Source organism: Peribacillus sp. FSL P2-0133, from assembly GCF_037975445.1.
GTDB classification, from domain to species: domain Bacteria; phylum Bacillota; class Bacilli; order Bacillales; family DSM-1321; genus Peribacillus; species Peribacillus simplex_E.
The window spans coordinates 929,268-939,997 of the sequence record NZ_CP150254.1 but is presented as its reverse complement, the minus strand read 5'-3'; the positions used below and the strand labels follow the sequence as shown (position 1 = coordinate 939,997).

Below are 10,730 nucleotides of genomic sequence, written 5' to 3'. Positions count from 1 at the left end.
TTCCAAAAATGAAATGAGACAAACCATTTTTTATATTGTGCTCCCGTAAGATATCATCAAGCCGGTGTCATGAACGAAAACAATAATTTATATCTTGAATTTATGGACAAATGCTTTTCATCACGTCATTAAATCGTTCGATTAGCTTTGCAAACTAATATTGTCGGAGAAACCACAAAAAAAAACGATTGGGAATAAAAAGAATTCACATGCCAAACGATAATAAGGGACTAAACGAATAAATGGATCGAGCAGTAAACAAATGATCAATGAAAGATATTCCTTACATATTGGCGGGAAGGTGAAAAAAGAGTGAACAAGTGTTACTTTCAGCAGCCATCACACTCTGTGGAACTGAATTTTTTATAATTTTATTGATCGATAAATAAAAAAGATTGTAGAGAAAATGAAGTTTCCCTACAATCCTGAACAAGCTAACGCGTTTCTTTATGCATACTTCTTACTTTCCTCATCTTTAAAAAAGCTCTTCATTGCGTGGAAAACGTCAGCCTTTTGCTTAAGAATATAGTACCTGAATTTTTCATTATCGATATTCTTATAAGCTGTCATCAATGTCGAATGACGATTGTATTGATTGACTTCCCCATACCCGAACATATTGGAAACCTTCATGAGTTCTTCAACAAGTTTAACGCATCGGACGTTATCTGATGTTAGGTTATCACCATCGGAAAAGTGAAACGGATAGATATTAAACTTCGCGGGGTCATATTTATGATCAATAAGTTCTAATGCTTTGCGGTATACGGACGAACAAATCGTACCGCCGCTTTCCCCTTTTGAAAAGAAATCCTCTTCCGGAACAACTTTCGCTTCTGTATGATGGGCAATAAACTCGATTTCCACCGTTTCATATTTTGTCCGCAAGAAACGGTTCATCCAAAAGAAAAAGCTTCGAGCCATATATTTTTCCCATAACCCCATACTTCCAGAAGTATCCATCATTGCCAGTACAACTGCTTTGGAATCAGGTTTCTGAATCTCATTCCAGGTTTTGAATTTAAAGTCTTCCTTATAAATAGGATGAAAACCTGGTTTCCCCGTTAAGGCGTTCCGTTTGAAAGCCGAAATCATCGTTTTCTTTTTATCGATATTTCCCATTAGGCCTGTCTTGCGGATATCGTTGAATTCGATGTGTTCAAGTGTGTGCTCCGCATGTTCTTTCTTCTGAAGATTAGGGAGTTCCAATTGACTGAACAGGGCTTCCTCCAATTCCATCATCGACACTTCGGCTTCATAATAATCCTCACCGGCCTTGTCACCCGCACCTTGGCCCTTACCGGCTCCGGCATCGGACGGTGAGCCATCCCTTGCGACCACATCCCCCACTTTACTGTCTCCATCGCCTTGCCCTACATGTTTGTTTTTATCATAGTTATAACGAATTTTGTATTCATCCAAGGAGCGAATAGGAATCTTGATAACATCCCGGCCATTGGACATTACGATGCTTTCTTCTGAAATTAGATCAGGCAAATTATTCTTGATCGCTTCCTGCACCTTTTCCTGATGACGTTGTTGATCATCATAACCTTTCCGATGGAGGGACCAATTTTCCTGTGAGATAACATACTGTTGATTACTCTCTTCCGACATTCTCTTCCCCCCTTAAAAATGTTTGCACGCTTTTCATCATTCCTTCATATAATAAGTTAGTGTGGGAATGCCCACATTATTCCGGTTTTCCAATGAAAAATACAGTGAGAAAAAACGGATTAAAAGAAAAGTATTACTCTATCTTATGCAGCGATGCAGGATAATTTACAACAAAATTCAATAATGGATGTTTGCCTATGAACTAGACAAGTCCTGACAAGGGCGTTATGGGCCATTTAAGGTTTTTTCTAAATGTTACTGCAAAATAAGTATTTCAAGAAAAAGAACAGACTTATGATTATCAGGTCTGTTCTTTTTTAAATCAGGTTCTATTTGTCGGATTATAGGATAACTTAAAATACCTTTTTGAACTTAGCGACATAATTGATCTGCAAAACAGAGACTTCCAAGGACATCATTAAAAAGCAATGAAATACAACAAAAAGGGTGTCCCAGTATTTTTTCTGGACACCCCTTTTACACAGATAGAATGATTCTGGTTGTGATTTTCGTCAATCTTCATCTTCCTCTATTTCATGTTGAACTGTACCTGGTCGTTTATCCCACTCTTTCAATTCTTCATTCGTCCTTTGATTTTCCATCTGCTTTCCAAGTTCTTTCATCTCTTCATAGTCCTTAGCCATGGAGCTATTTTCCGGAACATGTTCTTTTTTCAATTCCTCTTTACTCATTTGCCATCACCTCTACTTATTGATACCCAATATTTCCAAACCCAAAACATAACATATCTAATGGAAATGTGGGGTATAGATAAAACATTATGAGCAAATGTAAGGAGGTGCAGGAAATATGCAGACAACTACCCTTTATGTAAAGGAAGCAACGTCAGAAGGCCCGATTTTAAATCTGGAGTCCATACTTTTGAAAACGGAAGGTGTGGAACGTGCGATCATCGATGTTGATGATGGGGAAATTAAAATCGATCATAGCGAAGACAAACTATCCCTGAATCAACTTATTACACTTATTGAGCAGTATGGCTTGAATGTAACTAAATAGAAATCAAAAGCACCGGGCTCCCCTCCATTCCGTAGGGCCCGGTGCTTTGTTTGGTTCATTATTTCCAATTCCTTGTCAAAGCACCCTTTAACACCTTCAAAAGGTGCATGATTTCAATGGGAATTCAGAATTTGAAAGGAATCGATTGGATTTCCTCTAATCCAATTTTCAAGCATCCCGCCTTCCGCAAAAGGAGATAAACCCCTGCCCGATATGGGGCAGGGGCAAAAAATTATGGATTACCGATTTAACAAGCTGCCCACATAGCGCAGTAAATCATTGGCTGAAGTCGAATTATACCCGTGCTCGTCGATAAGTCTCGTGATGACCTCGTTCACTTTCTTCAGTTGCCTTTCGTCTGGTGTCTTCGTTGAAGTAGTGATCTTAACGACATCCTTCAAATCCGCGAATAGTTTTTTCTGGATCGCTTCCCGTAAACGATCATGGGAATTATAATCGAATCGCTTGCCTTTACGTGCATATGCAGAAATGCGAATCAGTATTTCTTCGCGGAATGCTTTTTTTGCATTCTCGGATATTCCAATTTGTTCTTCTATCGAGCGCATCAATTTTTCATCAGGGTTGATTTCCTCCCCAGTCAATGGATCGCGCAGCCTTGATTTATTGCAGTATGCTTCGACATTATCAAGATAGTTATCCATGAGGATCTTCGCCGACTCTTCATATGAATAAACAAATGCCTTTTGCACTTCATTTTTTGCAATGGCATCGTATTCTTTACGTGCCAGTGAAATGAAATTCAAATACCTCTCCCGAAGTTCGTTCGTGATGGACGGATGCTGGTCAAGACCTGCCTTTAATGACATAAGTACATCCAATGCATTAATGGACGGATTTTCCTTACGAATGATCGTAGAGGAAATTCGGTTAATCACATACCGCGGATCGATTCCGCTCATGCCTTCGTCCTGGTATTCTTTTTTCAATTCATTGATGTCTGCGGAATTAAATCCTTCGACATTTTCCCCATCATAAAGCCTCATCTTTTTCACTAAATCGATATCGCCCTTTTTGGGATCCTTCAGGCGGGTCATGATGCTAAAGATTGCCGCCACCCTTAATGTATGCGGAGCTATATGAACATCCGAGACATCACTTTCACGGATCATTTTTTCATAAATCTTTTCTTCCTCGGTAACCTTAAGATTATATGGAATAGGCATGACAATGATACGGGAATGCAATGCTTCATTTTTCTTGTTGGAAATGAACGATTTATACTCTGTTTCATTCGTATGAGCCACAATGAGTTCATCTGCACTGATCAATGCAAAACGGCCTGCTTTAAAATTCCCCTCTTGTGTCAATGATAGCAAATGCCATAAGAACTTCTCATCACATTTCAGCATCTCCTGGAACTCCATCATCCCGCGGTTCGCCTTGTTCAGCTCGCCATCAAAGCGATAGGCACGCGGATCTGATTCCGATCCGTATTCGGCAATGGTCGAAAAATCGATGCTGCCCGTCAAATCAGCAATATCCTGTGACTTAGGGTCTGAAGGACTGAATGTTCCAATTCCAACACGCTTATCCTCTGAAAGGAAAATACGCTCGACCATCACATCTTCAATCCTGCTTCCATACTCCTGTTCTAACCTCATTACATTCAGCGGTGATAGGTTTCCTTCAATCCGGATGCCATATTCTTCATAAAAATCATCCCGTAAATACTGCGGAATGAGATGCAGTGGATCTTCATGCATCGGGCATCCTTTTATTGCATAAATCGCACCAGAGTCTTTTAATGAATAACTTTCAAGTCCACGCTTCAGTAAAGATACGAGTGTGGACTTCCCACCTGACACAGGACCCATGAGAAGCAATATCCGCTTACGGACATCGAGCCGCTTTGCCGCCGGATGGAAATATTCCTCGATGAGCCTTTCCAGTGAATCCTCTAGGCCAAACAACTGACCGCTGAAAAAATTGTATTTCTTTGTCCCATTTACTTCTTCTATCCCTGCATCTCTGATCATGTTGTATACACGTGAATGAGCAGATTGAGCAACTAAAGGCGTTTCTTTCAATATTTCTAAGTACTCTGCGAAGGTGCCTTCCCACTTCAGCTTCTGTTCATCTTCTCTAAATTTTTCGATTTTCTTTAAAATATCCATTAAGGAACCTCCCCCTGTCACTTTCAGAGAATACTTAAATCTATGCTCCAAGTCTGACAAACATGTCAGACTTTAAAAAGTGGCCGGGCATTGTTTCGAATCCCCTTGACCCTCCATGCATCGAAAAAGGCTTAATCATTGAGAATTTATGATAAATATGCTGACAAGAAAATTTGTGTGCACTCCTGCTAAAAATTAGGGTATACTAAGCCTATACTTAAGTGGGACAATATGGGTAAAGGGAGGTCATAACATGGGCACAGTTATTATCGTTGGAGTTGCTATTACATTTTTAGCCGCTATCTTCACTGCCGGATATGAAGATAAACCAGGTGTGAAATAAAAAAATAACAGCCTTTTCTTAAATTCCAAAAAGGGGGACAGCAAATTAAATTTGCCGTCCCCCCTTTTTGTGTCCTCATCAATATAAATAGAAAGAAGCACTTTCGAAGTCATTCAATGAATGTAATAGCTTATTGGAGCATGCTAACCAATGTAGTGGATTCATCATTTATACAGCGTTCTTTTTATCAGTTTGAGTTGCAATGTTGTTCTCCATCGACCTCAAGTCTTCATTTACTTTTTGTCCTTGTTCCAAATATTCTGTTTGAAATCCACTCTTTATTGCCCAAGTATAAAACCCTAGAGATAAACATGTAATGATGACCATATCCCAACCAAATGGGATTATGTTTAGTCCACCAAACTTTTCACTGCCTAAGTATGAAATGGTCATCATACAGAGTAAGTAAACAACCATCCAAAGCCCAGCTGAAAAGTTTTGACGGAATCCCTTCCATTTTATTTTTGATTGATAATAGAAATAAATAGGAAGACCAATCATAATGATAAATAATACTTGTCCTGTCAGTGGCCATCTTGCCCAATATAGAACCAAAGAGGCAAAAACAAAGCCAAGTGGTGCAATGATGCTTAATCCTTTTAGACGTAATGGTCTGTACAAATTCTGACCTGTGCGCCTTAATGTCATAACTGTAACTGGACCTGTAATATAAGAGACTAATGTCGCAACCGATATAACCTCTGCCAAAACGCCCCAGCCTCTAAACATGAATAAAAATAAGAAAGATACACCTAGATTCAAAAACATGGCTTGACGAGGGATACCATAAAGTGGATGCAGTTTTCCAAAAACGCTTGGCAAATATTTATTCTTTTCCATTCCATAAAGCATTCGTGACGTTGTCGCCGTGTAAGTTATTCCTGTCCCGGACGGAGAAATAAACGCATCCACATATAGTAAAATAACTAACCAGTTTATACCTAGAACAATTGCTAAGTCAGCAAACGGTGAATTGAAATTCAAATGTTGCCATCCGTTCACGATCATGGACGGATCCACGGCTCCTATAAACGCAACCTGTAATAAAACGTAGATGACCGTTGCAATTAAAATGGAGCCAATTACGGCAATTGGGATCGAACGTCCAGGATTCTTTGCCTCACCTGCCATATTAATTGGACTTTGAAAACCGTTAAATGCAAAGATGATACCAGAAGTTGCTACAGCTGTAAGTACACTTGCCCAACCATTGGGAGCAATACTTCCTGCAGAGGTAAAATTGGATCCATGAAACCCGGCAAATAAAAGTGACCCAATCGTAAGTCCAGGTATAATAACCTTAAAGACTGTAATAAATGAATTAGCTTTCGAAAACAAACTAACCGTCCAGTAATTTAATAAAAAGTAGACGATCAGTAAGGCAGAGGCAATTGCCAAGCCTCCCCCAGTAAGACTTCCGTTTTCCACTAAACCATGTGTCCACCGTGCCCATTCCCATGGCCATGAGCTCATATATTGAACAGAAGCGATCGCTTCAACTGGAATTACGGAAACGATTGCAATCCAGTTTGCCCAACCTGCAAGAAACCCTAAAAAAGAACCATGAGAGTATTGCGTGTATTTTACCATTCCCCCAGCTTCAGGAAACATAGACCCTAATTCACTGTAAGAAAGTGCTATAAATAAAATAACGACCATCCCGATAATCCAAGAGATAATGGCAGCGGGTCCTGCGATTTGTGCCGCTCTCCAAGCTCCGAATAACCAACCTGAGCCAATAATGGACCCGAGTCCTACCATCGTTAACGAAAATGTTCCCATCTTTCGCTGCAAATTATTCATATGTTCATCACCATGCTTTCCAAAATTATTCCTTTATAATAAGGTTCTTAAAGTAATTGGATTTATGATTTGTGTCAAATACATCCAACTGAATCTTAAAATAATTGCTGCATTACATCACCTCTTGTTAAATATCGCTTTTTTATAAGAACAGATTATCTTGCTTTTAGAAAATACTTAGATCCCATTCCTGTGCCATTTGTTTCAATAACATACTACCTGTTACGCTATTCCCATATTCATCAATGGCTGGTCCGTATATGCCAATGCCACATCCATCTTGAAAAGGCATTCCGCTTCTGGCACTTGGAGGAACTAGTGCCATAATCCCGCCAGATACTCCACTTTTGGCTGGCACCCCAACAAAAGCCGCAAATTTCCCCGAAGCATTGTACATACCACAAGTAAGCATTAATGCTTTGGCCAGCTTAGCCACTTTTTTAGGGATTACTTGTTCTTTACGAAGAGGATGGTAACCATCTTGTGCAAGAATCAGTCCAAGCAAGGCTATGTCTTCTGTGGTTACTTCTATGGAACATTGCTTGAGGTAAACCTCTAAAGCTTCCTCTACATCCGATTCTAAATAATTCGTCTCTTTTAAATAGTGAGCTAAAGCTCTATTTCTATGGGAAGTTTGCCACTCAGATTGATACACTTCCTCATTGATGGTTGGGCGCTTCCCTAACAAATTTTCAAATAATGCATAGAGAAATTCCAATTTTTTTTGTGAAGAATCCCCTGGGAGAAGCGATGCTATTGTAATCGCCCCTGCATTTATCATAGGATTAAACGGTTTTCCCGGCTTATGCATTTCTAAACGAATAATTGAATTGAAAGCATCCCCAGTTGGTTCCACATCGACCCTCTCTAACACATAAGAAATGCCGCATCCCAAGCATGCGGCTATAAAGCTGAGCACTTTCGAAATACTTTGCAGCGTGAAGGGGACTTCCCAATCCCCTGTCTTGATCATTGTTCCACCAGGCTCCAGTATGCAAATACCCAATTGCGATAAATGTGCATTTCTCAATGCCGGTATATAATTGGCGGTTTTCCCTTCAGCAGCAAAGGATCTGTAATGTGCTACCCATTCATCTAAGTCGGCTTTTCTTTGACTATTAACATGAATGTCATACTCTTTTGACAATTCTTCAATCACATTCTTCCACCTCTTCAGTTGTTGTATCATTATTTTTTCAATATGAGCGTCTTTCCGAATGCCATCAAGCTTACTTGTAATAGATTCGATGAAAATATAATGAATATTCTAAATATTGTTAAGCGCTTTCAAAAATTTCTATCTACGTTAATTTTAAATTGGGAACTACATAATCATACGAAAACCTACAAAATCAAAAAAATAAAAATCCACAAAAAAAACGTGTTTATTTCACATATTCCGTTACCATTTATTGTGGATAGAAAAAAAGATTGGGTTTGCCATAATTGGTTATAAGCCGTTCTATTCAGAAACAAAGTAAGCGTTGTATTGAGGCCGATGAAACTGTATACTGATTTTTTAAACAAATTGGGAGGTGACGACTTGAATCTCAGTACGTTAATGAAAAAAGAGGTCAATATCCTTGCTTTGATGTTGTTAACAGTGCCTTTAGCAGGCGAATTGAGTTTTTATCCTTTAAATGAAACGTTTCGGGTAAGTTTTGGTCCGCCTGTACTTTTCTTCTTTTTACTATTATTACAGAAAACACCTGCCATTTTTTCAGGCTTCCTGACAGGAACAATGGTTGTGGTATTTCGTATCCTAATAGACTTTTTCATGCTTGATAGTTTTTCCTGGTCTTCCGCTTTTCAAGTCCATTTTCCAAGTTTCTTTTTTTATTTCACCTACTCCTTTCTTTTTTATTTAGTGAAAATCAATCGCTTTCAAAACCGATCGTTGATTATTGGATTTATTGGTCTTATTATCGAAATATTGTCTGACTCAATAGAATTAATCTTTCAATATATTGTATTAGAAACAACAATTACGTTAGGTTCACTAAACGAGATGATCATGATCGCATTCGCCCACAGTTTTATCGTTTTAAGCTTTTTTAATATGATGAAACTATATGAAGCACAATCAAAGGAACGGCAAATCAGAAAACAAAATGAACATATGCTGATGCTCATTTCCAATTTATATGAGGAAACGATCCACTTAAAAAAAACATTAAATAATGCAGAGAATATTACAAAGAAATCGTATGATTTGTATCGAGAATTAAAAGGACTGGAAAAACGGGAAAAGCAACTTCATGTTCCTACAGAACCATATAGTCAAAAAGCATTGCGCATCGCGGGTGAAATGCATGAAGTCAAGAAAGATAATCAACGAATTTTTGCTGGTCTCTCCAAACTGATTTCCAATGAGAGTTTTAGGGATTATATGAATGCTGCTGAACTTTTTCATTTAATCATCCGAATTAATGAAAAGTATGCCTTATCATTAGGAAAGGATATTCAATTTGAATACTCATTAGATGGAAAAAACGATTCACATTATCATGTATACACCGTATTATCCCTTTTCAATAATTTAGTCGCTAATGCAGTGGAAGCAATTGAAGAAAAGGGAATCGTACGTTTAAGTTTGAGTGAAATTCGCGACAATGTAGAATTCAAGGTTGCTGATACCGGACCTGGAATTCCTCAAAAATATCAGACTGTCATATTCAAACCTGGATTCACTTCAAAATATGATCATTTAGGGACACCTTCAACAGGGATTGGTCTCTCATATGTTAAAGAAGTCGTAAAAGAACTGGGAGGCGATATCCTGTTTGAGAATAGTTTTAACGGTGCCGTTTTTTCAATAAAATTACCCATTCATAAGTTGATCCAGAAAGGATGATTCCATGCGTTTTTTTATAACAGATGATGATTGTGCAATACGTTCAAACTTGAGCCAAATTATTGAGAACGAAGATTTAGGAGAAGTGGTGGAGGAAGCCGAGGATGGAAGTCTATTAGAAGGACATATTTTGAATTTAAAACAAATTGATATACTATTTATTGATTTATTAATGCCCATCCGGGATGGCATTGAGACACTTCGTCATATAAAAAATACATTTAACGGAAAAATAATAATGATTTCGCAGGTTGAATCAAAGGAGCTGATTGGTGAGGCATACTCACTTGGAATCGATTATTATATTACTAAACCAATCAATCGTATTGAAATATTAACAGTCATCCGAAAAGTCATGGAACGCATTCATTTAGAAAGATCGATCACAAATATCCAAGCCTCATTAAACAGTGTATTGAATTTTGAACAGCCAAAAGTTGATAAATCCAATAGTTATAATGAAAAAAGTATAAGAGAGGTGGGTGAATTCCTTTTATCGGAATTAGGGATCGTTGGAGAAAATGGTGCAAAAGATTTAATGGAAATGCTTCAATATTTATTTATGTATGAACGTACTTTTACTTTTGGAAAGCATTTCCCGACCCTTAAAGATATCTTTGTAGAAATCACCAAAAAAAAGCTCGGCACATCAGCTTTGCAGGTTGATATCAATCGGGAAATAAAAGCTGCCGAACAGCGAATACGCAGAACGATTAACCATTCGTTAAATCATTTTGCTTCGCTCGGTTTAACGGATTTTTCAAATCCGAAGTTTGAAAATTACGCTTCTAAATTTTTTGATTTCACAGTCGTTCGCCAAAAGATGAAAGAACTGCAAAATGATTCAACAATAGTTCTTACACCTACCCGGGTAAATACAAAAAAGTTTATTCAAGTATTTTATTTCGAAGCGAAACGATTGAGTCCTGATGAAATAATTAGATATAAATAATCCTAA

Annotated in this window: 8 protein-coding genes; 3 read left to right on the top strand and 5 right to left on the bottom strand. The window is 38.1% G+C overall.

The features are described 5' to 3' along the window. Positions 1-447 precede the first annotated feature (447 nt). Together yhbH and MKY17_RS04495 are read right to left on the bottom strand one after the other, a co-directional pair. Complete coding sequence (gene yhbH, locus MKY17_RS04500; protein ID WP_098370935.1) at positions 448-1,617, bottom strand: sporulation protein YhbH; 1,170 nt, start codon at positions 1,615-1,617, stop codon at positions 448-450. 512 nt (positions 1,618-2,129) lie between these two features. Beyond that, on the bottom strand, positions 2,130-2,309 hold the full coding sequence (locus MKY17_RS04495) for a hypothetical protein (protein ID WP_098370934.1): 180 nt from the start codon (positions 2,307-2,309) through the stop codon (positions 2,130-2,132). Positions 2,310-2,427: 118 nt separating this feature from the next. On the opposite strand from MKY17_RS04495, the gene MKY17_RS04490 reads away from it, so the two are divergent. Continuing rightward, positions 2,428-2,637, top strand: coding sequence for a hypothetical protein (locus tag MKY17_RS04490; protein ID WP_098370933.1), 210 nt, complete (start codon positions 2,428-2,430; stop codon positions 2,635-2,637). 239 nt (positions 2,638-2,876) lie between these two features. Here MKY17_RS04490 and MKY17_RS04485 read toward each other — a convergent pair whose 3' ends face one another. The 3 genes from MKY17_RS04485 to MKY17_RS04475 all read right to left on the bottom strand — a co-directional run bounded on the left by MKY17_RS04485 (position 2,877) and on the right by MKY17_RS04475 (position 8,074). Continuing rightward, positions 2,877-4,772: a PrkA family serine protein kinase gene (locus tag MKY17_RS04485; protein ID WP_098370932.1), complete on the bottom strand. Its 1,896-nt coding sequence runs from the start codon at positions 4,770-4,772 to the stop codon at positions 2,877-2,879. Between the two features lie 511 nt (positions 4,773-5,283). Further along, complete coding sequence (locus MKY17_RS04480; protein ID WP_098370931.1) at positions 5,284-6,918, bottom strand: APC family permease; 1,635 nt, start codon at positions 6,916-6,918, stop codon at positions 5,284-5,286. Positions 6,919-7,084: 166 nt separating this feature from the next. Continuing rightward, entirely contained in the window at positions 7,085-8,074 is a 990-nt protein-coding gene (locus MKY17_RS04475; protein ID WP_286176995.1) for a glutaminase, read from the bottom strand. Between the two features lie 435 nt (positions 8,075-8,509). Here MKY17_RS04475 and MKY17_RS04470 point away from each other — a divergent pair, with 435 nt between their 5' ends. Next, the gene (locus tag MKY17_RS04470; RefSeq protein WP_098370949.1) at positions 8,510-9,772 is read left to right on the top strand and encodes an ATP-binding protein; all 1,263 of its coding nucleotides are present in this window, start codon (positions 8,510-8,512) and stop codon (positions 9,770-9,772) included. Positions 9,773-9,776: 4 nt separating this feature from the next. Then, positions 9,777-10,724 (top strand): response regulator, encoded by a 948-nt coding sequence (locus MKY17_RS04465; protein ID WP_098370929.1) that lies wholly within the window; start codon positions 9,777-9,779, stop codon positions 10,722-10,724. Positions 10,725-10,730 lie beyond the last annotated feature (6 nt).